This is a genomic window from Streptosporangium sp. H16, from assembly GCF_051918855.1.
Lineage (GTDB): Bacteria > Actinomycetota > Actinomycetes > Streptosporangiales > Streptosporangiaceae > Streptosporangium.
The window spans coordinates 1-26,198 of record NZ_JBPXMD010000053.1 but is presented as its reverse complement, the minus strand read 5'-3'; the positions used below and the strand labels follow the sequence as shown (position 1 = coordinate 26,198).

The following is a 26,198-nucleotide window of genomic DNA, read 5'->3' as shown; positions in this document are numbered from 1 at the left end:
GAGGGTCGGAGGGCCGCAGTGGATCCGTGCTTATCGCCTCACCGGCAACGTCAAGCTCGATCTTCTCCTGCCAGCATCCGACAGATCGTGCGTCGCATCCCGACGAACACGTCGAGGATCAGCCGACACAAAAATATCTATTGTGCACTTAGTTCACGATGCGGTTTACTCATGATGCACGCTCGCCCCCGACAGGGAACCCCGCGACGGCGCCGCCCTACGGGCACGTCTCGCGTGGCCCCCCGTCGCGATCACCAGCCGAGCCCTTGTGAGGACCCCGACTTGCCAACAGCTTCCCGTACGCAAAGACGAAGCGTCTTGAGCGACGGCGCCATCCCAGAGGCGCCGGGCCGGCCGCGGCGGCTTTCGCCCGGGCAGGAACAGACCGTCAAGACCCGGGTGGCTCGTGAGGCGGTGGCCGGTGAGCACGAGTCGGCCGCGGCCATGCACCGCAGCACGCGCCGGCCGCAAAAGCGCCCCGGCATCGCCCAGGACTTCTTCGCCGCCTCACACCCGGCCTACATCAACCTGCAGCACTGACAGCCCAAAACTTGGGATCGACCTAGTACTGGATAAGTACACAAGTCACAGAAACCACGATGAATAACCTTACAAGTACATAAGTCGCGAATCGGTGCCAATGTTCCACCGGGTCACGCCAATCACAGGAACATTGTTCCGCTCTCCTGGAAACTTCGACCTACCCTTTGGGATAAGCCGGACAAGCTGTCATATATCTACACTGATGACTATCTAAACCTGGCCCCCACATATTCCAGGGTGTAGCTTCTAACGGCTTCACATCGATGACTCAAGGCGCTTAATCCGTGATAAATGATCAAATCCCCGCCAGGTGGCCCATTGGCACCCTCATGGACAGACTCAGCCCGGAGGAGCGAGCGGAACTACTGGCTCTCGTGCCGTCCTCCCCTCGGCAGGCCGGCGAACCACTCATATATCAAGGAGATCGAGAGAGGTCTGAGGTCTATCTACTGAGGTCCGTCCCAGGGCAGCGGCTCACGGCGTGCGTAAAGGTGACGGCCTACCTGGAATCGGGCGGAGCTGCCATATTGGGCATCCGCGTCAGCGGCGATGTGGTCGGCGAACTGGCAACTCTGCGCAGAGAGCCGAGGTCGGCCATGGTGACCGCGTGCAGTCCGATGTTGGTGCACGTCATCCGCGCAGAGGCGTTCACCGACTTCCTCGACCGTCATCCGACGGCATGGAATGCACTGGCCAGGATGATCGCCGACCAGCTCGACTGGGCCAACCGCAGAAGAACCGACTTCGCCCAGTTCAGCGTGCCCGTACGGGTCGCGAACGTGCTCGTGGAACTTTCTGGTCGGCATGGAGTCGACAGGGCGGACGGAAAACGGGACCTGGGGGTCGATCTCACCCATGAGGAGATCGCCAATCTCGTCGGGGCCAGGAAAGACGCCGTCTTCAAGGCCATCCGACGTTTCAAGGAGCTTGAACTGATCGACCCCGGTCATCGCAGGAAGCTCGTCATCGACCCGATCGGTCTGGCCGATTACCGGTAAAGCGTACTGGTACGTCTTGAGGCGATGCGATCTTCGCCAGACTCATCCCCGGCGATCTCCCCCCACCGCTTTGGTGGATCTTTCTCGCAACCACAAGGTGACGTGATGCTTGATTCTGATTTCAGCCGCCGCTTGGTCATGGCGGTCGATGCGGAGGGATACGGCCGCGGCGATGACCTACGGCACGACTCGATCCAGTCGGGCCTGGCCCAGGTCATGGACCGTGGCGCACGAGAGGCCGGCCTGCGCCGCGAGACCTGGGCCCGCCAGGAAGCCGGCGACGGTGAGGTCATTGTCCTTCCCGAACAGGAGGCCGAGCTTCGGGTCGTCGACGACCTGGTCCGCCGCGTGCGCAAGGCGCTCCACGACCACAACCGTGAACGTCGAGACGACGCCCGCCTGCGGATACGCATTGCGATCGGTCACGGCGTCGTGAAACGCGGCGCGATGGGCTTCGTCGGCCAGGTCGTGGTGACCACCTGCCGGTTGCTCGACGCGAAGGCCGCCCGTACCGCCCTGAAGGTGAACCCGCGTGCCGACCTGGTGCTGATCCTCACCGATCGGCTCTATGAGGACGTCGTCCGGCAGCTCCACACCTCCTACCGACCAGAGTCGTTCACTCGGCTGGAGGTGCCGACCAAGGAACGCACCGAAATCGCCTGGATGTGGATTCCTTCCGAAGACCTGCATCAGAAAGGAACTCTCGACATGGACAACCTGCCCGAGGTCGCTGACACCCTGTGGGCCCTGATCGCTGGGGGCGCCCTCGAACGTCTCGGCGCCTACGGCACCGAGACCGGCCTCGGCGGAGCCCGCAGGCTGCTCGCGAAGATCAAGGAATTCCGGTCCGAGCAGGGCCGACCGGCCGACCCGGAGTCGCGCGACGACTTGCTGGAGTCCCTGGAGAAACTGGTGCAGGTCGACCCCACCGCGGAGAAGTTCGCGCAGCAGTTCAATGCCGAGCAGATGACCATAAATCTGATCACCGCTCCCATTTCCGGCGAGGAGATCAACTTTGGCATCCGAAACTGATGAGCCGGCCGATGGCGTCCTGATCGGCGAGGCCGCCACGCCGGTGGATCTGACTGACCAGGCCGAGGCGACGGACGAAAGTTTCGCGCAGGTCTCCCAGGTCCAGACCGTCATCAACCACATCCACGGCAACATCGGGGGAGCCTCTTTCGGCATCTCGAGTTCCCGCACCAAGTCCCGCCGCACCTCGGGGCCCGTATCCGCTCACGAGATGGCAGAAGCCCGCACTTGCTACGTGCGCCACGCCACCTACGAGGCCGCCGCCGAACAACTGGGCAGATACAACATGGTGGCCTTGATCGGCAATGCCGGCACCGGCCGCCGGACGGCGGCGCTCAATCTGCTTCATGACGTCCTCAAGGGGCGGCGCGAGGTGGTGGAACTCAGCCCGGCTTACACGCTGGAGAAGCTGGCCGCCCGCGAATACCGGAAGGCTCACGGCTATTTGCTGTGCGACTGGCCCAAGGACGACGTCGACGGAAGCATCGCCGACTTTCACGTACGGGAGATCAGGCGCCGCGTGCGCGATGCCGGGGCTTACCTGGTGATCACGAGGACGGTGACCTCACTGCCCGAAAGAGACCAGATTTCCTGGCGACCGCCGCCGGCACGCGACGTCCTGCTGGCCCACCAGGTGGCGCCCGAGGTCGCTGACGAGGCGGCCGCGCAGATCGCCCCCGACCATGCCATGGCCGACGTGGTGGCACTGGCGCGTGACCTGGCCTCAGGAGTTCCGCTGGACAGTGCGCTCGACGGGCTGGAGTCCGCCGGGCGGCGCGATGTGGTCGCCTGGTTCGATGGCCCGCGTACTCGAGGAGAGCTCTTCGAGATGGCCGCCATGGCCTTCACCGCCGGCCTCACAGAAGCCGGCTTCGAGTCGCTGCTCGCCCGGCTGGAGTCGATCGCCGGTATCGGCACAGAGGGTGCGGTCGCCGTTTCCGCGGATGATCCGATGCCGAGCCGCCGCCTGCTTCGAGTGGCGGAAGGCTCGCTTTTCAGCCTGTCATCGGGGCGCAGGCTGGAGTTCAGGGTCGCGAGTCACCGAACGCATGTGATGCGGGAGCTGTACCGGCGACACGGCATGCGGTTGTGGGAGCCGGTCACCGAATGGCTACACGAGTGCGCCGCTCTACGCGATCCGAGCGCACAGGCGGAGATCGCCAGAGGTGTGGCGATTCTTGCCTCCGTCTCGGACTACTCATACGTCGAAAGCACTTTTCTCACCCCATGGGCCCGTGGAAGAGGCGTCATGCGCAGCCAGGCCACCGCCGCGATGGCCATCTCATGGTTGTGCCTGGACGAGACGACCCGTCCGGAGGTGCTGCGTACCGTCAGCTCGTGGACGAGGGCGTCCGCCGCCAGACCCAAATTCACCGCCACCCTTGCCTGGTCTGGTGAGCTGGGCATCCGGTTCCCGCTGGAGGCGGTCCGGATGCTTTGGCTGCAGATCAAAGGTAGCGAGAAGCCTGTCCGGCACGCGGAGATCGCGCTCGCCCGTCTGTTCGCAGCGCTGACCGAGGCCACCGGCAACGCCCTGCCGATGCTCGACTGGCTGGCGCGTCAGATCAGCAACGACAGACGGATCGGCCGTGCGGTCGATCCGCTGATTCGGGCGATCTTGAGTGTCCTGTCGGCTCGCGCAGATGGCGTCGGGACCCCCACGGTCACCGCTCATCTGCGCAGTCGCCCCGATTCCGCCGCCCCCCTCGCCAAACTCTGGTCCGCGGTTCTGGTCAAGCGCCCCCATCGCAAGGATGCACTGGCCGCCCTGTACGACGCCGTCTGCGCCTTCGATGAGCGCGATGACGATGACCGCGACCATGTTCATGCCCTGTTCGCAGCGCTCGTGGAGACGCTCCCCGCGAAGGAACGGCCGCTACTCGCCCATGATCTGCGGCGTTACGCCATCTCCCGCAACACCGACGAGAACCGGCTGGAGATTCTCCTGTCGCTGCTCCGGGTCTTCTTGAGCCCGGCTGTTCTGTCCCTCGACACCATCGGAAAGCGTCCATGAGCTACCCCATGATCAGCCAGATCCCCCTTGATCCTGTCGCCAAGCAAGGGTTCCTGAGCAAACCCCGGCGCCCGATCTCCAGTCTCCCCCGCCAGCTTCCGCACCAGCGGCTCGTCTTCGAGTACGACGGCACGTTCGTGCTGGGCGACCGGCGGATGCGCGGCGACGAACCACACGTGCTGCACGCCGCCAGCGTCAGCGTCGTGGACATGGCGAAGGATCACCCCACCACGATCCATGTGCCGATCAGTTCCTCCGGCGCCCACGACTTCACCGTCGCGATCCACTTCCGCTGCACGGTCGACGAGCCGATCGAGGTGGTGCGCGCCGGCCTGACCGACGTCACCGAACACCTGGTCACCTACGTCCAGGGCTACCACAAACTCTTCGAACTCGGCCGTGGCCACGGGTTGCACGAGGTCCACGAGTTGTGGACGCTCGTGCATGCCCAGGTGAAGGCTTACACGACCGTGGTGCCGTGTGTGCTGCCCGGCATGACGGCCGAGTTCTCCGGCCTCCACGTGTACGCCCCCGACGAGATCGCCCAGGGGCGGCGACGCTACGAAACCAGCCTGCACAACATCCAGGGCGAACACGGCCTCCGCGACGTCCGGCGCAAGCTCGATCGTGACTACGAACTCGACGAGCAGGATTATCTGCACACCAAGGGGCACAGCGCGAACGACTTCACCCGGCAGGAGGCGGCCCTCGACCTGGATCAGCAGATCACCGGGGCCACGAAGATCAGGGACCTTCTCAACAGCGGTCCCGGCGCCGCCGACGGCCTGTACGCCACCGTTCGCGGTCTCAGCGACCAGCACGTCGCCGAACGTTACGCCGCCCTGGGCGACCGGGAATACAGCGCCACCCAGCGCGGAATCCAGTTCGAACACGACTTGCGGGTCGTTCAGGCCCGCGCCCGGGCCGATGTCGTCCGGACGGCGATCGCCCAGGGCTTGTTCAACGAGACGACCGGCAAGGAGCTGCTCGCCACCTTCGACGACGTCGAGCCGGAAGCGGAGGCGAAGGACCTCGAAGGACCCGCGTACGAGGCCCATGCCGAGGTGACGGCAGGCGACACCGACGACGATTTCTTCATGGAGGAGGACGTCCGTGGTTGACATCCTCCACGGTTCCAAGGCGGCCGAGCAGCACAGACGGCACCCCCGGCGTCGGGAGAAGCTCAATCTCGGGAAGTTCCTCCGTCGGTTCACCGGAGTCGACGAGAAAATTCTCGCGAGTGTCCCTCAGGAACGCTCCCGCTACACCAGTCTCGGCGGAGTCGTGGTCAGCACCGCGCTCATAGCGGGCGCCTCCATGCTGGGCGCGCTGACACTGCTCTCGCAGGCGTCCCCGCTGTATCTGTTGCCGGTGGCGGTGCTGTGGGGCCTGATCATCGCCAACGTCGACAAATTTCTGATCACCAGCCTTCACGGTGACAGCGACGGCTGGTCCCGCTGGGGCAACCTGCTGATCCGGCTCGCCCTCGCCGTCGTCATCGGCGTCTTCATCGCCGAGCCGCTGACTCTCAAGATCTTTCAGGAACGGCTCGACCGGCAGATCATGGTAGAACGCGACCAGGTGATCGGCCTGACGGAGAGCCGGTACAAGCAGTGCAACCCCTACAAAGGACCGCCTCCCGCGGGTGTCGACTGCGCCGACTTCATCCTCGACGGCGGCGACCGGGCACTCTCCGTCGAAGGCAACATGACGCAGAGGCGGAGCGTCCTCAAAGCCGCGGAAGATCGGCTGGCAGAGGACATACAAGAAGAGGGGAAGCTGAAGGACCGCCGCGACCGGGAATGCTATAGCAACCGCAAGGTCCCGAACTGGACCACGGGCGTGGCCGGCAACGGGCCCGAGTGCAAGATCCGAAACAACGAGCTCAACACCTTCCTCGCCAACCATGACATCCCTCAGCAGCGGAAGGAGGTGGCGAACCTCAAGGCGAAGCTCGGCTCTCTCGCGGCCGATCGCGCCGATGCCGAAGCAAAACGCGCGGCGGTACTCAGCAGGAAGATCAACGAGCGCGTCGAGGAGAAAAAGCGGGCCTACACCGACATCGGGTTGCTTGACCGATGGGAGGCCTTGGGCACCGTCGCAGGCCAGAGTGGCATGGTCAACTTCGCTCACTGGTTGTTGCGCATCATCTTCGTGCTGCTCGACTGCATGCCGATCATCTCAAAGATGCTGAACGGCAAGACCGAGTACGACCGCCTTCTCACTCAGGAGCTGCGCGCGGGCTCGGCCTGCCATGAAGCCGAACTGAACTTCACCACCCGGCAGAGGACCGGCGAGTACGAGATCAGGCTGCGCGAGGAAGAGCGCCGGCTCAAAGCCGAACGCGGCCGGATCGACCGAGATCAGCGCGTGGACGAGGCTTCCAGGGACGACGAAATCGACCGCCTCGCCCGTACTTTCATGAGCTCGATGCCTACGCACCGATAAGGACCGGAAACCCTGTCCCCCTCGACCGCGAGCCCTTCTGCGGGCACCACGGGTCACTTCCTGGCGTAGTGACCCCTGCCTCCCACGGCTTCCCCACGGCGCGGGCCAGGTGTTCGTCGTCCCCGAGCGTCTCCATCCGGTGCCGCGGCATGTCGAGGGCGGTGACGTTCGTGCCGCGCCCGATAGTCCGTACGAAGGACGAGAGGAAAGAGTCCGCCCCCTTGGCAGGCCTCCTCGCGGCGCGCCTCAGGCACGACCTTGTGGGGCGCGCCTCAGGCACGGCGGACCAGTGCACGCACGCTGATCGCGAGCCCGAGCAGGCACCAGGCCAGCAGCACCGCCAGATCGGGCCAGTTCACACCCTGTCCGCCCGACACCAGCCCGGCACGCAGCAGGTCGCCGGCGGGCCGGAACGGGAGCACGTCGTGCACCGCCCTGAACCAGTCGGGCAGCCGGCCGGCCGGGAAGGTGATCGGCGAGAACAGCATCACGAAGAACACGAGGACCTGGCTGACGAGCTGGGCCAGCAGGGGCGGCAGGAGCACGGCGAGCGCGTAGCCGACCGCCGTGGCCATCACCGCGGTCAGGACGGAGGCGGCGATCAGCAGGGGCCAGTCGAAGGTGTAGGCCAGGTCGTAGCGCAGCCACGCCACGAACACCGCGACGGGGATGCCCGGCAGCGCGACCAGCAGCCACACCGTCAGGTCGGCCATCAGCAGCAGCGGGCGCGGCACCGGCAGGGCGCGCAGGTAGGCGAACGTGCCACTGGTGCGTGATTGCGCCACGCCCTGGGGGACCATCACGAGGCCGACGACCATCAGCAGCACGGTGGGGGTGCCCGTGGACAGGAACCGCGCGGCGGGAGTGTTGACGTCGCTGATGAGGAACCCGAAGCCGATGATGATGCCGGCGGCGAGCAGCGCCTGGACGATGATGATCAGCGGTAGCATCGCGCCGATCTGGGCCATGGTCCAGCGCAGCAGGGTCCCGTAGGTCGTCCACAGGCCGGTGCGCGGCGGAACGGCGCGAGGCACGCGCACGCGGGGCGCGGAGACGGTCGCCTCAGACATGGGCGGCCTCCTCCGAGGTGACGGCCGCGCCCGGGGTGGCTTCCGCGGTGGCGGCGAGGTAGACGTCTTCGAGGGTGGCGGGGGCCAGCGCGTACCCCTCGATGAGCCGGCCGGAACGGAGCCTCGTCGCCCAGGCGACGGCGGCCTCGGCATCGGCCGCGCCGAGGGTCAGCAGCACCCGCCGGCCGGCGCGGACGCGGCGGGCGATCGGGATCGGGGTGTCGGCCAGGGGATCGGACGGGTCCGCGCCGTCGGGATGCAGTGAGAGCTCGAGCCGCAGGTCGTGGTCGTCGGTCCCGCGGAGGGCGCTCGGCGATCCGGCGGCGACGACCTTGCCGTGGTCGAGCACGACCAGCTCGTCCACCACCCGTTCGGCCTCCACGACGTTGTGGGTGACGAGCAGGACCCCCGCGCCGTCGTCGCCGAGGCGGCGGACGGTGTCCCACAGGCGCCGCCGCCGGCCCGCGTCGACGTCGTTGGTGGGCTCGTCGAGGATGACCAGCGGAACGGGCGCGACCGCGGCCATGGCGAACGCGGTCAGACGGCGCACGCCGCCGGACAGGCCGCGGCCGTCCGGCATGGCACGTCGGTCGAGCCACTCATGGATGTCCAGCTCGTCGGCGAGTGTGCGCGCGGCGGCCGCCGCGGCCGCGCGGGACATGCCGCGCAGCCGTCCGGCGATCTCGATCGCCGTCCTGGGCGTCAAGCCGTCCAGCGGCGCCTGCGACTGTGCCTGGAGCGCCACACAACGGCGGGCCGTCGCCGGATCCGCGATCGCGTCCGCACCGGCCACCCGGATCGACCCGCTGTCGGGCTTGAGCAGGCCCACGATCTGCGAGACCAGCGTGGTCTTGCCGGCGCCGTTGTGGCCCAGCAGCCCGACCACCTCTCCCGCCCTGACCCGCAGACCGACCCCGTCGTTCGCGACGACCGAGCCGAACCTCCTCGTGAGGCCTTCGACCTTCAACACGGCGTCATTCACAGGTGATCCTCCGGGCATCGCGAGCTTAGATACCTAAGGTATCGAGATACTTACGGTATTCGAATATCACCAGTATCGCAATGCTGTTGTACGAAAAACTAGGATGCGGATATGGACCAGCGCCCCTCGACGACCGCGCCCCGGATACGGCGGAGCCGTGCCGAGCAGAAGAGGGAGACCCGCGACGCGTTGACGGTGGCGGCACTGGTGGCGTTCGCTCGGGACGGCTATCACGGAGCGAGCCTGGAAGGGATCGCCAACGAGGCGGGATTCTCCAAAGGGGCGGTCTACTCGAACTTCGAGGGCAAGGCCGAGCTGTTCCTGGCGGCAATGGACCACAACCTGGAAGCGCTTCGCGGCGAGGACTGGGATCCGTTCGCGACGCCCGAGGCACCCGGCCCCGACCGGCCGGAGCCGGGCGCCGACCCCGGCGAGGACGCGGCCGGAATGGTGCGCGGGTTCGGACTCGCCATGCTGGAGTTCATCGCGACCGCCGCCCGCGACGACACGCTGATCGACCTGCTTCGCGCACGGGTCCAGGTGCTGCTCAACGCCTACGAACGGGTCGCCACCGCCGGCCGGCCGGACGGCGAGCACCTCCCGGCCGACGATGTCGCGCGGCTCATGACCGCGCTCGACCAGGGAATGTCGGTGCTCGCGCTCAGCGGCATCACCTCTGCCGACGGCGCGCTGTTGCGCACCGGCCTGCGCCGGCTCGTGGACCCGGCGAGCGCCGCCGGCGATCCGCCGCCGGCACGGGACGGGCACGCCTCGCACCTGCCGGATGTCGAGCGGGTGCGCCGGCTCACCCAGGACACGCCCAACGCCTGAGCGCGCGCCCGATCGTGTCATCGCCCCTTCGGTCCGGGGCTCAGGCTCCGTGCCGAGCCCTACTCCTCTCGCGACGCCCGACAAATAGTCGGATCGTCCAGCCAGTCCACCGGTTCCACCATTCCTGCGGCCTCCAGCTGGGCTCATAGTTACCTCACCTGAGCGGATACACCCTGGTGAAGTCCAGCCCCCCCTTCCTGACCGGAGGCGAAATGCCGCAGCAAAACGGCCCTCACCGCCCAGTCCTGATCGCCGTGCTGGCCATGGCGGCGATACTCCTCAGCCTTCTCGCGACGCCCCCCGCGTTCGCGCTGACGACCCGCGGCGTGAGCTCGCCGAACGGGCAGATCACCTTCACCGTCACCGAGCAGGCGCAGGGAGCGCTGACGTTCACGGTGACGGCCGGGAGCACCTCGGTCTTCGGGGAGTCGCCCCTGGGCATCGCCACCTCGGCGGTCGACCTGCGGTCCGGTCTCGGCTTCGCGGGAGAGTCGCGCAGGTCGATCGACACGACCTACACGTTGCCCGCCGGGACCAAGCCGTCGTACCGCGACCACGCGAACGAGCTGGTGCTGCGGTACGCCAAATCGGGCCAGACGCTGGAGCTGGTGATCCGGGCCTACGACGACGGCGTCGCCTACCGGTACCGGCTGCCGGGGAGCGGCGCGGTGTCGATCACGGACGAGACCGGCGGGTGGCGCCTGCCGACGACGACCGGCGGATGGGCCGCCCCCTGGAACGGGAACTACGAGCAGGACTACACCTACCGGAACGCCTCCCAGCTGAACTCCGGTACGGAACTCACCATGCCGCTGCTGGCGTCGATCGACGACAACGCGTACTTCACGGTGATCACCGAGGCCGAGGTGGTGAACGCGAACGCCTCCTACGTGCCGTCCCTGCTGAAGGGCAGCGGTGCCGGGGACGGGCTGCTGAACCTGGAGCGGACGCCGGACCAGGCGTTCCCGATCTCGGCGACGTACCCGTTCCAGACGCCGTGGCGGGTGGCGATCATCGCGAAGGGCGTCGACCCGCTCTACAACTCGGACCTGGTGCAGCACCTGAACCCGCCGGCGACGACCGCCGCCTCCTGGGTGCGCCCGGGGCGCGCCGCCTGGTCGTGGTACGCGGACGGGGACAGTGCCGCCGACCTCGACAAGCAGAAGGAGTACGTCGACTTCGCCGAGTCGATGGGCTTCGAGTACGTGACCATGGACTGCTGCTACGACCGTGCGGCGGACCTCCCGGAGATCTCGTCCTACGCCAAGCGGCGCGGGGTGGACATGTTCGCCTGGGTCAACGCCGAGCCGTTCGCCGACCCGGCCGTCGCGGACGCGCTGATGGCCGAGCACAAGGACTACGGCGTCAAGGGCCTCAAGGTCGACTTCTTCCTGCGGGACTCGCAGGAGGCGATGGGCTGGTACCAGTCGATCGGCAAGGCCGCGGGCGACAACGAGATGATGATCACCTTCCACGGCAACACCAAGCCGGGCGGCGAGAACCGTACCTGGCCGTGGCTGGTGACGACGGAGGCGGTCGCCGGAACCGAGCACTACCTGTACCCGCCGCCCACGACCGCCCGCCAGGACGTCACCTATCCGTTCGTCCGGAACATGCTCGGCGGCATGGACTACACGCCGACGATGATCTCGGAGAACGCGTCGATCCTCACGCAGGGGCACACGCTCGCGCAGGCCGTCGTGTACACCTCCGCGATGGTCAACTACGCGGACTCGGCCGCGGCCTACGAGCAGTGGGACGGCCGTCACCTGATGCGCGCGCTCCCGACGACGTGGGACGAGACGAAGGTCGTCGAGGGGTTCCCCGGAGATCACATCACGGTCGCCCGCCGCTCGGGCGGCGACTGGTTCGTCGGCGCGATGACGTCGCCGGCCAGGACCGCCACGGTCCCGCTGTCGTTCCTCGGCTCGGGCACGTACACCGCGACGATCTTCTCGGACAACGGCTCGGGACGGCTCACCACGTCGACCCAGGCCGTGACGAGCGCGACCACGCTCTCGCTGCCGATGATCGCCACGGGCGGGGTCTCGGTGCACATCTCGAAGACCCCTCTGCCGAAGATCGGGTCCGGTGACACGCGGTACGAGGCGGAGAGCGCGGCCAACACGCGCGGCGGCGCCGCCGGGATCCACCCCTGCAAGGGATGCTCCGGCGGGCAGAAGGTCGGCGACCTCGGGGCCGGCGGCTCGGTGCGGTTCAACGGCGTGACGGCCGCGACCGCGGGCACCCACCGGCTGACCTTCACCTACACCTCGGGCGACCCGCGTTCTGTGCAGGTGCAGGTCAACGGCGCCACCGTCTCGACGGAGAACGTCAAGGACTCCGGCGGCTGGGAGCATGTGGGCAAGTGGTCGCTCGACGTGCCGCTCAACGCCGGCGCGAACACCGTCACGTTCCTGAACGACGGCGCCCACGCCCCCGACATCGACGCGTTGACGATCGCGCGCACGGTCCAGGCCGAGGCGCCGGCGAACACCCGGAAGGGCGGCGCCACCGTGGACGCGTGCTCGGGTTGCGAGGGCGGCGGAAGCGGGGCCGGGGTGTCCGGGCTGGCGGACGGGTCGCTCTCGGTGCGCGTCGACGCCGTCTCGGCAGGCGACAAGACGGTGCGGATCGACTACGCGTCGGCGACCGCCGGCTCGATCAAGGTGGTGGTGAACGGCGGAGCCGCGATCACCGTTCCGCTGCACGCGACGGGGAGCGACGACACCCCCGCCACGGCGACCGTCGGGCTCCCGCTGAACCCGGGCGCGAACACGATCGTGTTCAAGAAAGCGTCCGGGGCGGCGGTGACCGTCGACTCGGTCGGCACGGTGCTGTGAGCCGGGCGGGGCGGTGATCGTCGACTCGGCGGTCCGCGTGTCGACGCGAGCCGGGCGGGGCGGTGACCGTCGGCTCGGTCCCCGCGGCGACGCGAGCCGGGCGGGGCGGTGACCGCCCACCCGGCGGTGCGGGCCTGACGGAGCGCCGCCCCGCCTACACCGTCGGATCGTCCATCCCCTACCTGCGAAAGCCCATTTCACGAAGAATCACCCGGCCGATAGCGTCATTGATATGTGGCGGTGGCTTCCCCCACCGCCCGAGCAGCCGGACGGCATCTGATGGAGAACGTGGTGACCGACGAAGTACGCTCCAGAACCGCGACGAACGCGGGTCCGGTCGACGCCCGGGTCGAGAACACCGGCGCGGGAGTGCGGTTGACCGTCACCCGGCGGGAGGAGGTCGTCCTCGACCGGGTCCCGCTCGGGTTCGTGCTCGACGGCACGGAGCTGGGGACGGCGGGCGCGGAGCTCGTGCGCGTCTCGGAGCGTACGGTCCGCGACCGGTTCCGCGCCCGCTCCGGCAAGTCGGCCGGCGAGCACGACTACGAGCACCGCGAGAGCGTGTACGCCTTCCGCGAGGCCGGCGGCGTCGAATGGCAGGTCGTCCTGCGCGTCGCGCGTGACGGCGTCGCGGTCCGCTACGCGCTGCCCGCGCTGGACGGGACCGCCCGCGTCACGGGTGACCGCACCGCCGTCACACTTCCGGCCGGGTCGCGGAGCTGGGTGCTCGACTACCAGACCTGGTACGAGACGCCCCGTTCCGGGGTCGACAGCGCCGAGCTGGCGAGCGGCGCGTACGGGTTGCCGTTCCTGGCCCGGCTGGACGCGGAGAGGTACGTACTGATCACCGAGTCGGGGATCGACGGCCGGTTCGCGGGCGCGCACGTCGAGGCGGGCGAGCCCGAGGCGGGAGGACTTGAGGGCGGCGGGCGGACGCTGCGGTTCGTCCTCGCCGACGAGAGCGTCGAGGTCACCCGCGGCGTCGTCACACCGTGGCGGGTCTTCCTCGTCGGGACGTTGCCGGAGCTGGTGTCCTCGCAGCTCGTCGACGAGCTGGCGCCCGCGGCCTCTCCCGAGCTGGAGGAGGCGGCGTGGGTCCGGCCGGGGCGGGCCGCCTGGTCGTGGTGGTCGGACTTCTACTCGGGCGCGCAGCTGGACAAACAGAAGCACTTCGTCGACGTCGCCGCCGACCTTGGCTGGGAACACCTGCTCATCGACTGCGGGTGGGAGGAGACCTGGGTTCCGGAGATCGTCTCCTACGCCGCCGGCCGGGGCGTCCAGGTCCACCTGTGGACGATCTGGCGCGACCTGAACAGCCCGGAGGACCTGCGGAGGCTGGCGCTGTGGCGGTCCTGGGGCGTCGCCGGGATCAAGGTCGACTTCATGGAGTCGGAGTCGAAGGACCGCTACCGCTGGTACGACACGATCCTCGCCGAGACCGCGCGGCTCGGCCTCATGGTGAACTTCCACGGCTCGGTCATCCCACGCGGCTGGGCGCGCACGTTCCCGCAGGTGATCGGGTACGAGGCGATCCGCGGCGCCGAGTACTACGTGTTCTTCGAGAACCAGGCGCTCACCGCCGCGCACAACGTCGTCCAGCCGTTCACCCGCAACGTCGTGGGCGGCATGGACGCCACACCGGTCGCGTTCGGCGCCGCGAACCGCACGACCAGCGACGGCCACGAGCTCGGGCTGTCGGTGGCGTTCGAATGCGGGATCACCCACTTCGCCGATCATGTCGACGCCTACGCCGGACGCCCGCTCGCGGCCCGGTTCCTGGCGGAGCTCGCGCCGTACTGGACGGAGACGGTGCTGCTGGCGGGCGACCCCGACAGCCACGCGGTCATCGCCCGCCGGGCCGGCGACCGGTGGTTCGTGGGCGGCATCGCCACCGGGCAGGCCCGGACGATCCGCGTGCCGCTCGGCGCGCTCGGGGTGGGGGCGGACGCCCAGGTGTGGATCGTCGGCGACGCGTCGCCCATGACCGGTGAGACGCCGGCGACCGGGCTCGCGGAGAAGGCCGACCGGACAGCGGCGACCGGGCTCGCGGAGACGACCACGACCGCCGGTGACGCGATCGACGTCGAGGTCGCCCGCGACGGCGGGTTCGTCGCCATCGTGGCCCCGGCGGGCACCGACGTGTTCCGGGCCGCGCCCCGGCCGCGTCGGGCCGTACCGGCCGTGTACCCGGCCGTCGCCGAGGTCGGCGCGGACGGGACCGCGTCGATCACGACCGACGCCGGGGTCCGGCTGCGCCTTCCCCCCGGGTGGTCGGCCGAGCGCGTCGGTGAGACCGGCTGGGCCGTCCGTCCCGACGCCTCGCTGCGCCCCGGGCGTCTCGGCGTCGTGACGATCGAGCGGGACGGCGAGGGCGAGGGCGACGGCCAGGTGCCCGTTGTCTCGCACGCGCGTGTCGTGCGCCCCCTGACACCCGGCGACCACGCCCTCTCGGACCTGCCGATGATCGCCTTCGTCAACGACGACGGGCCCGTCGAGCGGGACCAGTCGAACGGGGCGGGCAACCCCGGCGACGGCCGGCCGATGCGCGTGGCGGGTCAGGCGTTCGAGCGCGGCCTCGGCACGGCGCCCTACTCGGAGGCGCGCTTCCACCTCGGCGGGCGCGTGGAGACGTTCACCGGCGCGGTCGGGGTCGACGACGAGTCGACCGGCGGTGCCAGGGTCGGCGTCCTCGGCGACGGTGTCGAGCTGTTCACCGCCGTCGTCGAGGCGGGCAAGCCCGTCACGGACTTCGGCGTGGAGGTGCGGGGCGTCCAGACCCTCTGCCTGCGCAGCGAGGCGGCCACACCGGACGACGCCGGTGTGCACGTCGACTGGGTCGGCACGACCCTGCACGTCCCACCCACGAACCGATGACACCGCGCCGATCACGGCGACCGGTGCACAGCACGATCAACGGCACAACCAGAGGAACACCATGAAAAGCACGTGGATGGCGGCCGTGGCGATGGTCACGGCGACGACACTTCTCACGGCCTGCGGGTCCGGACCAGGGTCAGGGTCAGGGTCGGGTGCCGCGCCGGGCGAGAAGGTCACCCTCACCTACGCCAACTGGAGCGAGGACCAGACTCCCGCGATGGAGCAGATCGCCGCGGAGTTCCAGAAGGCGAACCCGAACATCACCGTCAAAGTGCAGACGCTGCCGTGGACCGAGTACTGGTCGACGCTCCAGGTCGGCGCCGCGGGCGGCACCGCGCCCGACGCGTTCTGGATGCTCGCCGACCACTTCCGCGAGTACGCGAAGGGCGGCCAGCTGCTCGACCTGTCGGAGACGGTCAAGGCCGCCGGGATCGACACGGGCGTCTACCCCAAGGCCGTCACCGACTCCTACACCTACGAGGGCAAGCTGTTCGCGCTGCCGAAGGACTTCGACACCAACGGCATCTGGTACAACAAGGCGCTCTTCGACGCCGCGAAGGTCGCCTACCCGGACGACACCTGGGGCTGGCAGGACGTGCAGGACGCCGCCAAGAAGCTGACCGACAAGGCCAAGGGCGTGTGGGGCATCGCGGCGCCGATCGACCCGCAGGGCGGCTACTACAACACGATCCTGCAGGCCGGCGGGTCGATCATCAACGCCGAGGGCACCGCGTCCGGCTTCGCGAGCCCGGAGAGCGTCGCCGGCCTGAAGTTCTGGACCGACCTGCAGGCGGCCGGGTCGTCGCCGACGCTGCAGCAGCTGTCGGACACCGAGGCCGTCTCGATGTTCGAGAACCAGAAGGTCGCCATGTACTTCTCCGGCGCGTACTGGGCCTTCCGCTTCCACAAGAACGCCGACCTGAAGGGCAAGGTCGACGTCGCGCCGCTGCCGCAGGGCGTCAAGCGCGCCACCGTCACCAGCGGCATCGGCAACGCCGGGTACGCGGGCAGCAAGCACCCGGAGGAGCTGAAGAAGTTCCTCGCCTTCCTCGGCGGGACCAAGGCCGCCGAGATCCAGGCCGCCACCGGGACGGTGCTCCCCGCGTACAAGGGGACGCAGCAGCCGTGGCTCGACGCGATGCCCGAGTTCAAGCTGCAGGTGTTCATCGACGCCATCGAGTACAGCGTCCCCCTCCCGGTCGCCGGCAACGCGTCGGAGTGGCAGGGGCTCGCCGCGGAGTATCTGGCTCCCGCGTGGGACGGCAAGAAGCCCGTGCAGGAGGCGGCCAAGGAGTACCAGGCCGCCGTCGACGAGGTGCTCGCGAAGCAATGACGTCCGTGACGACGAAGCCCGTGAGGGCGACGGAGCCCGTGCGGCGGCCGGCCGGCCGCCGCACGGGCGTCGGCGAGCCCAGCGGCTGGTGGGCGGCCGCGTTCGTCGCCCCGGCGGTGATCGGCCTGGCCGCCCTCTACCTGTGGCCGTTCCTGTCCACCATGATCAAGAGCTTCCAGGACGTTCCGGCGTTCGGGCCCGCCACCTTCGTGGGACTGGACAACTACGCGAACCTCGCCGGCGACGAGGACTTCTGGAAGGCGTTCGGCAACTCCGCCCTCTACACCGCGATCATCCTGCTCGGCATCCCGCTCGCCATCGTGCTGGCGGCGCTGATCGAGCAGGTCGGCCGGGGGCGCGCGGTCTACCGGGTGCTCTTCTTCCTGCCCGTGGTCACCCTGCCGGTCGCGATCGGCATGGTCTGGCGGTTCATCTACAACGGCGACTTCGGGCTGCTGAACTCGGTGCTGTCGTGGTTCGGCGTCCCCGGCCAGTTCTGGGTGGCCGACCCCCGGTTCACGATCTACGCGTTCGGCGTGGCCGGCATCTGGATGGGTCTCGGCATCAACCTGATCATCCTGGGCGCCGGGCTGCAGGCCATCCCGAAGGAGCTCTACGAGGCCTCCGCCCTGGACGGCGCGGGCCGCGTGCGGCAGTTCCGGCACATCACCGTGCCGCTGCTCAGCCCGAGCATCTTCTTCGTCACGATCCTCAACGTGATCGCCGCCCTGCAGATGTTCGACCTGATCTTCGTCATGTTGCGCGGGGTGAACAACACCGCCCTCGCCGACTCCAAGACGATCGTCTACCTCTTCTACGAGAAGGCGTTCGTCCAGTTCGACCAGGGCTACGGGGCCGCGATCGCGATCGTGCTGCTCATGGTGATCATGATTGCCACGGCCCTGCAGTTCCGCCTCCAGAAATCGTGGGTGTTCTATGGCTGAGACCACCGCCGGGACCGCCGCCGCCGGGACCACCGCCGCCGAAAACAGCTCCGCCGGGACCGCCGCCGCTGGAACCACCGCCGCCAGGAGCCCAGGTCCGCGCCTCCGGCGGCGTGGCGGCAAGGCGGGCACCACCTGGCCGATCCACGTCGTCCTCGTCATCGCGGCCGTCGTCATGGTGGTGCCGTTCGTCTGGCAGATCCTCACCCTTTTCAAGTCGACCGCCGAGGCGACCAGGATCCCGCCGACGATCCTCCCGGAGAGCTTCGGCCTGGACGCGTTCGCGACGTTCTTCACGACCGTGCCGTTCTGGTCGATGTTCGCGGTCTCGGTCGGCTCGCTGGTCCTGCGGGTCGCCGGCCAGCTCGCGGTCGCGGCGCTCGCCGGGTACGCCTTCGCCCGCATCCCCTTCCGCGGCCGCAACCTGCTGTTCGGCCTGTTCATCGCGATGCTGATGGTGCCGAGCCAGCTGTTCCTGATCGGCCAGTACGAGCTGATCCGCGGCCTGGGGATGCTGGACACCCTGCCGGCGCTCGCCGTTCCCGGCCTGTTCTCGGCGTTCGGCACCTTCCTGATGCGCCAGGCCTTCCTCACCATGCCGAAGGACTACGAGGAGGCGGCGCGGCTCGACGGCGCCAACGCCTTCCAGGTGTTCTGGTACGTCATGCTCCCGATGGCCAGGCCGATGCTCGCCGCGCTCGCCGTGCTGACCGGCCTCTACTCGTGGAACGACCTCCTGTGGCCGCTCATCGTCTCGCCCTCGGGGGAGAACCGGCCGCTGCCGGTCGGGCTGGCGGGGCTGCAGGGACAGTTCGGTACGGACTACCCGACCCTCATGGCGGGGGCGTTCGTGTGCTCCATCCCGCTCGTGATCGTCTTCCTGCTCCTGCAGCGGCAGTTCTTCGCGGGCATCGCGAGCAGCGGGCTCAAGGGATGACGGAAAAGATGGGTAAAGATCATAAAGTGAACGACACCACGAACGACGTACCGGTACACCTGCGCGCCGGAGGCACCAGCCTCGTCGTCGCCGTCGACGGCGGCCGGCTCCCGCGCGTCCTGCACTGGGGGGCCGACCTCGGCCCGCTGGAGGACGGCGCCCTGGCGGACCTGCACCGGGCCGCGCTCCCGGCCATCGGCGACAGCGCTGTCACCTACCCGCAGCCCGTCCCGGTGCTCCCCCAGCTGGCGGAGGGCTGGCTCGGCCGCCCGGGGCTCGTCGGCGACAGCGACGGCCGCCGTTGGGCGCCGAAGTTCCGGCACGCGACGTACCACCTCGACGGCGAGGCCGACGGCGGCCCGGTGCTGCGCGGCACGGCGCGCGACCCGGAGTACGGGCTCACCGCCGACATCGAGATCCAGGTGCTCGCCGCCGGCGGGCTCGTACGGCAGCGGGCCCGGATCACCAACGACGCCGAGACGCCGTACCGCGTGGGTGGCCTGGAGATGGCCCTCCCCGTGCCGCCGGACGCGTCGGAGGTCCTCGACCTGACCGGCCGCTGGGCGCTCGAACGCGTGCCGCAGCGGCGCCCGTTCCACGTCGGGGAGTGGGTCAGGGCCTCGCGGGGCGGCAAGCCGGGGCTCGAACACACGATGCTGCTCGTCGCCGGTGAGGAGGGGTTCGGGTTCCGGCACGGGACGGTGTGGGCGACCCATCTCGCCTGGAGCGGCAACCAGGTGCTCGCCGCCGAGCGGACACCGGCGGGCACCAGGCACCTGGCGGCGGGAGAGGCGCTGCTCGCGGACGAGGTGGTGCTCGGGCGGGGCGACTCGTACCTGAGCCCGTGGCAGTACGGCTCGTGGGGAGTGGGGCTGGACGACCTCGCCTCGCGGTTCCACCGGTACCTGCGGTCGCGCCCCGAGCACCCTCGCTCGCCCCGGCCCGTCGTGCTGAACACCTGGGAGGCCGTCTACTTCCAGCACGACCTCGCGACCCTGGCCGCGCTCGCCGAGCGCGGGGCGGAGATCGGCGCCGAGCGGTTCGTGCTGGACGACGGCTGGTTCCTCGGCCGCCGGGACGACACCACCTCGCTGGGCGACTGGACGGTCGACCCGGCCGTCTGGCCGGACGGCCTCGAACCGCTCGTCGCCCGCGTGCGCGAGGCCGGCATGGAGTTCGGGCTCTGGTTCGAGCCGGAGATGGTGAACCTCGACTCCGAGCTGGCCCGCGAGCACCCGGAATGGATCTTCGACGCGGGGCACGGCCCCGGGCTGCCCTCCCGCCACCAGCATGTCCTCGACCTCGGCCACCCCGGCGCGTACGCCCACCTCCTGGAGCGGATGAGCGCCCTGATCGGCTCGCTCGGCATCGCGTACGTCAAGTGGGACCACAACCGGTACCTGCTCGACGCCGGGCACGGCCCCGACGGCCGGCCGGGGGTGCGTCGGCAGGTCCGGCAGGCGTACCGGTTGATGGCCGATCTCAAGGCCACCCACCCGGGGCTGGAGATCGAGTCGTGCGCCAGCGGCGGCGGCCGCGTCGACCTCGGCGTGCTGGAGTACGCCGACCGGGTCTGGCCGAGCGACTGCAACGACCCGCACGAGCGGCTGGAGATCCAGCGCTGGACCGGGCTGCTGGTGCCCCCGGAGATGCAGGGCACGCACATCGCCGCCGAGGAGACGCACACGACCCACCGCACGCATCCGCTCGACTACCGCGCGGAGAAGGCGCTGTGGGGACACCTCGGCGTCGAGGTCGACCTGCTCACCATGGACGACGAGACCCGCGCCGCGCTCACGAGGTGGATCGCGTTCCACAAGGAGCACCGGGCACTGCTGCACTCGGGGGAGGTCGTGCACGCCGACCTCGCCGACGCGGCGCTGCGCCTGCAGGGTGTCGTGGCGGGCGACCGGAGCGAGGCGCTGTACGCGTTCAGCGTCGTCGAGCGCCCGGCGACCTGGCCGCCGGGACGCGTCCGGCTCCCCGGGCTCGACGACGAGCGGACCTACACCGTCGAGGCCGTCCACCCGGGCACCTCGCCCGCGCTCGCGCCCGGCGCCGTGCTCCCGCCATGGCAGTACGACGGCGTGACGCTGCCCGGACGGGTGCTGCGGCTCGTCGGCGTCGAGGCGCCGTCGCTGGACGTGGACCGCTCGGTGCTGATTCGCGTCGTGAGCCGGACGGCGACGCCGTGACCCGGGCGGCGGTTGTCACCTCCCGGACCCGCGGAGGCGCCGTGCCCTCGGGTCGCCCTGCCGGGCTCGCGTCGTGAGCCGGACGGCGACGCCGTGACGCGGGCCGCCCTGCCGGGCTCGCGGGCCGCGGGAGAGCGCCCCGGGCTCAGCCCTTGGCGCGGTTGCGGTATTCGGTGGGGCTGGCCTCGTGCATCCGCTTGAAGTGGCGGGAGAAGTAGAACGGGTCGGGATAGCCGACCTCGCGGGCGATGGTGGCGACGGTCGCGTCCGTCGTGTCGAGCAGCTGGCGCGCCTGCGCCATCCGCAGCGCCGTGTGGTGCGCGAGCACCCCTCCCCCGGTCGCGTGGCGGAACATCGCGCTCAGGTGGGAGGGGGAGACGCCGACCAGTGACGCCAGGTCGGCGACCCGGACCGTGCTGTCCAGCCGCTCGGCGAGGTAGGCCATCGCCCGCTGCAGGGGGTCACCGGGTGCCGGCATGGCGCGGTCGACGACGATCTGCGTGAGGAGCTTCCACGCCGCGCCGGCCGCCCCCATCCGGCTCGCCGGCGAGTGGTCTCGTTCGAGGATGGTGACGATCTCGTCCAGCAGCGCGACCGCCCGGTCGAGGCGCCGGATGGGGATCACCGGCCTGGACACGCTCGCGCCGATCTCCTCGACGAGCTCGGCCAGGTCGCTGCCACGGAGATGGCACCACCAGATCGTCCAGGGGTTGTCGGTGGACGCGCCGTAGGAGTGTGGGGCGCCGCGCGGGATCACCAGGGCCGCGTTCGACCCGACGCGGTGCTGGGCGCCGCCGACGCTCGCCCATCCGGTGCCGGCCGTGCACAGGATGAGAATGGTCTCCTCGGTGCCGTTCGGCCTTGTCATCAGGTGGTCTGCCGCCTTGGGATAGTAACCGCAGTCGGTGACCATGAGGCGCCTGGTCACCGGCCGGGCGTGCGCCTCGGCGACGACGCGGCGCGGCACGACGGTGAGCCGCTGGTTGAGGAACCCCTCCTGGATCGGCACGGAAGCAGTATGGCACACGCCGTCGGATTGTCCAGGTAGTGCCGCGTAATGGACATTCCTCGCGGCCGGTCGCCGCGTGTTGACTGGTTCGCGAGGAACGACGACGTGACCGGTCCGCGAGGAACGACGGCTCGCGTGCTCGGCCGATCGTGGAGACCGTCCAGCCGGGCGGGCTCCCCACCATCTGGGGGATGTAGATCATGGGACGGGGATTGCTGTCCGGCAAGGTGGCCGTGGTGACCGGCACGGCCTCCGGCATCGGCGCCGCGGTGGTGGACCGCTTCCTGGCCGAGGACGCGCGCGTGATCGCGGTCGACCTGGCCGGGCAGGGCCCCGACCGGCCCGGAGTGCTGGCGATCACCGGCGACGTGGCCGACGCCCGCACCTGGCGGCGGATCGCGGACGTGGCACGGATCGAGTTCGGGCGGCTCGACGTGCTGCACAGCAACGCCAGCGTGGTGACGCGGGCCCCCGCCCACGAACTGGCCGAGGCCGACTGGGACCGGCAGATCGCGGTCAACCTCACCGCGACGTACCTGGCGGTCCACGCGTGTGTCGGGCTCCTGCGGGCGAACCGGGGCACCATCGTGCTCAGCTCCTCCGTGCACGCCCTGGCGGGCCTGCCCGCGCACCCCGCCTACGCCGCGGCCAAGGGCGGCCTGGTGTCGCTCGGCCGCCAGCTGGCCGTGGAGTACGGCCCCGAGGTGCGGGTCAACACCGTGCTCCCCGGGCCGATCCTCACCCCCGCCTGGGACGGCATCGGCGAGGAGGACCGCCTCCGCAGCGTGGCCGGCACCGCCGCCGCGCGCTTCGGCAGGCCCGAGGAGGTGGCGGCCGCGGTGACCTTCCTCGCCTGCGAGGAGAGCTCGTACGTCACCGGGGCGTGCCTGGTCGTGGACGGCGGCTGGAGCGCGGTGAAGGACTCCGCGTGACCGGCCGGAATCGAGCGGGAGATCAGGACGGCCGGGAAGGGGTTCGCCGGATGGCGACGGTCCCGGTTCCGCTGCGCCCCCTCTTCGACCTCGAGCGCGGTGGCAGGTGGACGTCGCTGGCCGGCGGCGGCCGCGAGTGGCTGTGGTCGCGCCCCGACCCCGCCCGGGAGGGCGTGGTCCCCGGCATGGACTTCGTCGACGCGGGCGGCCTGGAGGAGTGCCTTCCCACGGTGCGCGGCCTGCCCGACCACGGCGACGCGTGGAGCCGCCCCTGGAGCGGGTCGGCGGGCGAGGGCTTCGTACAGGGTGACGGCTTCGAACTGCGGCGCGGGGTCACCGAGGAGGCCGGGGCGGTGGTCGCCGAGTACCGCCTGTCGGCCGACCCGGGGTACGCGTTCGTCTGGGCCGCCCACGCCCTGCTCGACCTCGGCGACGACGCCCGACTCGTCGCCCCGGCGGAGACCCCCACCAGGGTCTTTCCCGAGGCCGCGGAGATGCTCGCCCGTCCCTGGCCCTCCGGCGCCCCCTACCTGGAGGGCCGCTGGCCCGACCCGCTGGGCCTGCCGCTCGGCCGGTTCGGCCCGTGTGACGGCACCGCGGCCGGAGCCGTGCTCCGGTGCTCCGCCGTCCGGGTGGTGGACGGCCCCGACGTCCTCCACCTGCGGGTGGAGGCGCCCGAGGGAGTGCCGGTGTCCACCGCGCTGTGGCGCAACCTCGGCGGGTTCCCCGCCCGCGCGCCGTACCGCAGCATCGGCGTGGAACCGATGCTCGGCGCGGTCTTCGACCTGGCCGAGGCGGGGCCGGGAGACGCCGCGGTGGTCCCGCCCTCCGGGGAGCTGACGTGGCGGCTGGTACTGGCGGCGGAACGGATGAACGACCGGCGGAACGGATGAGCGACGGCTGAACGCCCTTCGCGGGCACTCTCAGGCCCGGGGACGAGGCCTGCCACCGCCATTCGCCCGGCCGGCGTGCTCAGCCGGGATGTCCGTCCTGCCCGCTGGTCTTCAGCAAACGCTGCATCTGGGATATCTCGGCATGCTGGGTGTCCCTCACCTCGCGGGCGAACGCCGCGACCTCCTCGTGTCGCGCGAGCCCGTGCCTGAGCAGGTACTGGGACAGCATCACCGCCGCCTTGTGGTGCGAGATCATGTCTTTCAGGAACGCCTTGTCCAGTGAGTCACCCGACAGGTTCGACAGATCGCGCATCATCGGCTGGTAGTCGACCGTCGTGGCGCACCCTGGATACCACTTGGCCAGCCACGCCTTCATCCTGACGACGTCGGCGTTCTGCGTGGCCACGATCGTCGCGCCCAGCCGGCGTATTTCCGGGGTGCTGGAGCGCCGGAGCTGCTTCGCGGCGGTGACGCCCTCCTGATCGTGGGGCACCATCCGCGCCAGATAGTCGAACTCGCCGGTCGCGACCATGTCGTTCGTCCCGCGCTCGTCCGAGTTCCCCGGAGGGCGGGACTGCTGGGCCGGCGAGAGGCGGTCATCGATCACCGCCGCCACGGTGACACCCGCCAGCGCCACGATCATCAGGATCAACACGAACAAGATCTTTGTTGTCGCCGGCCCCATGCTCCCTCCCTTCGGGCAAAGGTTCGGTTATCCCCCCATATCAGGATGTATCCGGCACTCTTGGCGGAAACAGGGCTGTTTGGCGCATCAGGTCAGGACTAAAGTCCTTCCCGGAGCCGCCGATCAATGCCGCCGCCCAGGTGGGAGCCCCGGAGGGCCGGATGTTCGTCCAGGTTCCCGGATGTCCTCGCCGGAAAGGGATCCTCAGGAAGGCGCCTTCGCCGGCCGGATGCGCTGCACCCGGACCCGGGTGCACACGAACGAGTACGGCCGGCGCATCCTGGCCGCCCGCGCCGGCCCGGCCTGACGGCTTCGATCTCTCTCCCCCGCGACGAGTCCCGTTGTTCGGGAAAGCGGCCCGGAAGGCCACCGCTCGGGTACGTTGGGGCCGATGAACGATCAGCACGCGGAGGTTTCACGGCCGGAGCGTGGCCACCGGCCGGCCGGGCGGACGACGCCCGCGCGCCCGGAGGTCCCGGGAGACAGGCCGCGGGGCACGCGCGCGGGCCGGTCGCGCGGGAGGCCGGTGGTCGCCTCGCTCGTCGGCCTGGTCGTCGCGATCTCCGGCTGCGCCGCCTCACAAAGCGCCGCCTCACAGAACGCCACCCCGCAGAACGCCTCGCAGAACGCCGCCCCGCAGGACGCCGCCTCGCAGAGCGCCGCCGCCCCGAAGACGACACCGCCGCCGGCGGCGGAATCCGCGGGCCAGACCCCCGCGGGCCAGGCGGCACCCGCTCTGCCCGCCCCGGACGCGGCGATCCCCACCGACCCGTCACGGCTGGCCCGTTCCCTCACCACCACCACCGCGGAGCTCCGGCGCGCCATCGACGGCTGGAGACGCGAGGGCGACCCCGCCAAGGGGCGACCCCCCGAGCCGGTGGTGCTGCTGGCCCTGCACCAGCAGCGCATCTACCGCTACCTGGTCCTCAACCCGAAGGTCGCCTCCCGCACCTATGCCAGGCTGCCGAAGGCCCTGGCCGGGCAGGCGAGGGACAACGTGACGGCCGGCCGGGACCTGCGCTCCCTCGTCCGGCCCATCAGCGGAGCGGCGAAGTTCCGCGTCCAGCCGCCCAAGCCCGCCGACTTCCTGCTCGGCCACTTCCGGTATGCCGAGCGGCGGTTCGGCGTCGACTGGGAGGTGCTGGCGGCGGTGATGTTCGTCGAGACCAAGTTCGGCCGGGTGCGGTCGCCGAGCCACACCGGCGCCAAGGGGCCCATGCAGTTCATGCCGCGAACCTGGGCCGCCTACGGGATGGGCGGCGACATCCAGGACACCCGTGACGCCCTGCTCGCCGCGGCCAACTACCTGCACGCGTCGGGGGCGCCACGCGATTACCGGCGCGCGCTGTACGCCTACAACCACTCCCAGGCGTACGTCAACGCGGTGCTGCTGCACGCCCGACAGATCAAGCAGGACATTAGGAACTACTACGCCTACTACAACTGGCAGGTGTTCGTGGTCACCACCCGCGGAGATCGCCGCCTCACCGGCCCCGGCCTCACCTCCGGCGGCTGAGGTTCCTCACTGGCGGTCGCGGCTCCGCTGGAGTTCGGCGTTGATGCGCAGGGCCTCGGCGAGCTGGTCCTCCAGGATGATGATGCGGCAGGCCGCCTCCAGGGCGGTGCCCTGGT

20 protein-coding genes and 1 pseudogene are annotated in these 26,198 nt (G+C 69.9%); 16 read left to right on the top strand and 5 right to left on the bottom strand.

Annotated elements, in window-relative coordinates; genetic code table 11:
- The first annotated feature begins 318 nt into the window (after positions 1-318).
- The 6 genes from ACTOQ2_RS40975 to ACTOQ2_RS40950 all read left to right on the top strand — a co-directional run bounded on the left by ACTOQ2_RS40975 (position 319) and on the right by ACTOQ2_RS40950 (position 7,035).
- Positions 319-540 (top strand): hypothetical protein, encoded by a 222-nt coding sequence (locus ACTOQ2_RS40975; protein ID WP_440106978.1) that lies wholly within the window; start codon positions 319-321, stop codon positions 538-540.
- A gap of 332 nt (positions 541-872) precedes the next feature.
- A complete protein-coding gene (locus ACTOQ2_RS40970) occupies positions 873-1,541 on the top strand; it encodes a Crp/Fnr family transcriptional regulator (protein ID WP_440106976.1) in 669 nt (222 codons plus the stop codon).
- Positions 1,542-1,646: 105 nt separating this feature from the next.
- A complete protein-coding gene (locus ACTOQ2_RS40965; protein WP_440106974.1) occupies positions 1,647-2,573 on the top strand; it encodes a hypothetical protein in 927 nt (308 codons plus the stop codon).
- Positions 2,557-4,587, top strand: coding sequence for a hypothetical protein (locus tag ACTOQ2_RS40960; protein WP_440106972.1), 2,031 nt, complete (start codon positions 2,557-2,559; stop codon positions 4,585-4,587). Before ACTOQ2_RS40965 ends, ACTOQ2_RS40960 begins: the two co-directional genes overlap by 17 nt.
- Complete coding sequence (locus ACTOQ2_RS40955) at positions 4,584-5,708, top strand: hypothetical protein (protein ID WP_440106971.1); 1,125 nt, start codon at positions 4,584-4,586, stop codon at positions 5,706-5,708. The genes ACTOQ2_RS40960 and ACTOQ2_RS40955 overlap by 4 nt, the downstream gene beginning before the upstream one ends.
- On the top strand, positions 5,701-7,035 hold the full coding sequence (locus ACTOQ2_RS40950; RefSeq protein WP_440106969.1) for a DUF4407 domain-containing protein: 1,335 nt from the start codon (positions 5,701-5,703) through the stop codon (positions 7,033-7,035). The genes ACTOQ2_RS40955 and ACTOQ2_RS40950 overlap by 8 nt, the downstream gene beginning before the upstream one ends.
- A gap of 272 nt (positions 7,036-7,307) precedes the next feature.
- Here the strand turns inward: ACTOQ2_RS40950 and ACTOQ2_RS40945 are convergent, their stop codons facing one another.
- Together ACTOQ2_RS40945 and ACTOQ2_RS40940 are read right to left on the bottom strand one after the other, a co-directional pair.
- Positions 7,308-8,105: an ABC transporter permease gene (locus ACTOQ2_RS40945; RefSeq protein WP_440106967.1), complete on the bottom strand. Its 798-nt coding sequence runs from the start codon at positions 8,103-8,105 to the stop codon at positions 7,308-7,310.
- Positions 8,098-9,087, bottom strand: a complete 990-nt coding sequence (locus tag ACTOQ2_RS40940; RefSeq protein WP_440106965.1) for an ABC transporter ATP-binding protein — start codon at positions 9,085-9,087, stop codon at positions 8,098-8,100. The genes ACTOQ2_RS40945 and ACTOQ2_RS40940 overlap by 8 nt, the downstream gene beginning before the upstream one ends.
- A 111-nt stretch (positions 9,088-9,198) precedes the next feature.
- Here ACTOQ2_RS40940 and ACTOQ2_RS40935 point away from each other — a divergent pair, with 111 nt between their 5' ends.
- The 7 genes from ACTOQ2_RS40935 (at position 9,199) to ACTOQ2_RS40905 (ending at position 21,047) form a co-directional block, all read left to right on the top strand.
- Positions 9,199-9,918 (top strand): TetR/AcrR family transcriptional regulator, encoded by a 720-nt coding sequence (locus tag ACTOQ2_RS40935; protein ID WP_440106963.1) that lies wholly within the window; start codon positions 9,199-9,201, stop codon positions 9,916-9,918.
- 212 nt (positions 9,919-10,130) lie between these two features.
- The gene (locus tag ACTOQ2_RS40930; RefSeq protein WP_440106961.1) at positions 10,131-12,761 is read left to right on the top strand and encodes a glycoside hydrolase family 97 catalytic domain-containing protein; all 2,631 of its coding nucleotides are present in this window, start codon (positions 10,131-10,133) and stop codon (positions 12,759-12,761) included.
- A 291-nt stretch (positions 12,762-13,052) separates the two neighbouring features.
- On the top strand, positions 13,053-15,635 hold the full coding sequence (locus ACTOQ2_RS40925) for a glycoside hydrolase family 97 catalytic domain-containing protein (RefSeq protein ID WP_440106959.1): 2,583 nt from the start codon (positions 13,053-13,055) through the stop codon (positions 15,633-15,635).
- A gap of 61 nt (positions 15,636-15,696) precedes the next feature.
- Positions 15,697-16,971: an ABC transporter substrate-binding protein gene (locus tag ACTOQ2_RS40920; protein WP_440106957.1), complete on the top strand. Its 1,275-nt coding sequence runs from the start codon at positions 15,697-15,699 to the stop codon at positions 16,969-16,971.
- 5 nt (positions 16,972-16,976) lie between these two features.
- Positions 16,977-17,915: a carbohydrate ABC transporter permease gene (locus tag ACTOQ2_RS40915; RefSeq protein ID WP_440106955.1), complete on the top strand. Its 939-nt coding sequence runs from the start codon at positions 16,977-16,979 to the stop codon at positions 17,913-17,915.
- Positions 17,908-18,852, top strand: coding sequence for a carbohydrate ABC transporter permease (locus ACTOQ2_RS40910; RefSeq protein ID WP_440106953.1), 945 nt, complete (start codon positions 17,908-17,910; stop codon positions 18,850-18,852). The genes ACTOQ2_RS40915 and ACTOQ2_RS40910 overlap by 8 nt, the downstream gene beginning before the upstream one ends.
- 26 nt (positions 18,853-18,878) lie before the next feature.
- The gene (locus ACTOQ2_RS40905; protein ID WP_440106951.1) at positions 18,879-21,047 is read left to right on the top strand and encodes an alpha-galactosidase; all 2,169 of its coding nucleotides are present in this window, start codon (positions 18,879-18,881) and stop codon (positions 21,045-21,047) included.
- Between the two features lie 145 nt (positions 21,048-21,192).
- On the opposite strand, the gene ACTOQ2_RS40900 is transcribed toward ACTOQ2_RS40905, so the two are convergent.
- Complete coding sequence (locus ACTOQ2_RS40900) at positions 21,193-22,056, bottom strand: helix-turn-helix domain-containing protein (RefSeq protein WP_440106949.1); 864 nt, start codon at positions 22,054-22,056, stop codon at positions 21,193-21,195.
- A 200-nt stretch (positions 22,057-22,256) separates the two neighbouring features.
- Here ACTOQ2_RS40900 and ACTOQ2_RS40895 point away from each other — a divergent pair, with 200 nt between their 5' ends.
- Positions 22,257-22,988, top strand: a complete 732-nt coding sequence (locus ACTOQ2_RS40895; RefSeq protein WP_440106947.1) for an SDR family NAD(P)-dependent oxidoreductase — start codon at positions 22,257-22,259, stop codon at positions 22,986-22,988.
- 50 nt (positions 22,989-23,038) lie between these two features.
- Positions 23,039-23,881, top strand: a complete 843-nt coding sequence (locus ACTOQ2_RS40890; RefSeq protein ID WP_440068685.1) for a hypothetical protein — start codon at positions 23,039-23,041, stop codon at positions 23,879-23,881.
- Positions 23,882-23,960: 79 nt separating this feature from the next.
- Here ACTOQ2_RS40890 and ACTOQ2_RS40885 read toward each other — a convergent pair whose 3' ends face one another.
- Positions 23,961-24,536, bottom strand: coding sequence for a DUF305 domain-containing protein (locus tag ACTOQ2_RS40885; protein ID WP_440106945.1), 576 nt, complete (start codon positions 24,534-24,536; stop codon positions 23,961-23,963).
- 556 nt (positions 24,537-25,092) lie between these two features.
- On the opposite strand from ACTOQ2_RS40885, the gene ACTOQ2_RS40880 reads away from it, so the two are divergent.
- Entirely contained in the window at positions 25,093-26,082 is a 990-nt protein-coding gene (locus tag ACTOQ2_RS40880; protein ID WP_440106943.1) for a transglycosylase SLT domain-containing protein, read from the top strand.
- 6 nt (positions 26,083-26,088) lie between these two features.
- On the opposite strand, the pseudogene ACTOQ2_RS40875 reads toward ACTOQ2_RS40880, so the two are convergent.
- Positions 26,089-26,198, bottom strand: a pseudogene (locus ACTOQ2_RS40875) (MerR family transcriptional regulator); the annotation flags it as partial.